1 protein-coding gene is annotated in these 571 nt (G+C 65.1%); it reads left to right on the forward strand.

Features of this window, described 5'->3' with window-relative positions:
* Positions 1-571: IS4 family transposase (locus QMK61_RS17600; protein WP_302073532.1), on the forward strand; the 571-nt coding region annotated here is incomplete at both ends.

Genomic DNA, 571 nt, shown 5'->3' on the forward strand with positions numbered 1-571 from the left:
TCGATCGCGCCTACTACTCGGCCGCCTTCCTGCTGGCGTGGCAAGACGCGGGGAAGCAGCGGCATTGGCTGATGCGGGCCAAGTCCACATTACGTTACGAAGTGATCCGCCCGCTCGGTGACGGCGATGCGTGGGTGCGTCTGCCGGTCTCACCGCAAGCGCGTCGCCAGCATCCGGAGCTCCCGGCCTACTGGGAGGCGCGGCTGATCCTCTGTCCGTCCGGCCGGCGCTACCTGACCTCGCTGGCCGATGCCGTTCGCTATCCCGCCACCGACGTGGCAGCGTGCTACCGCCAACGCTGGGAGATCGAGCTTGGCTTCCGCGACATCAAGCAGGCGATGCAAGCCAACGACACGGTCTTGCGCAGCAAACGACCCGAACTGTTACGACAGGAAATCTGGGGTCTGCTGATTGCCTACAACCTGCTGCGCTGGGAAATGCATCAGGCTGCGGATGAGCTGGACGTGCCACCGACCCGGCTCAGCTTTCAGGGATTCACGCGTGCGATCGTCGCCGAACTGCGCTACGCCCCGCTGGAAACCCCGGGTGCCTTTCCCAAACGACTCGCCCG

The organism is Fulvimonas sp. R45 (assembly GCF_030504985.1).
Classification (GTDB): Bacteria; Pseudomonadota; Gammaproteobacteria; order Xanthomonadales; family Rhodanobacteraceae; genus Rhodanobacter_A.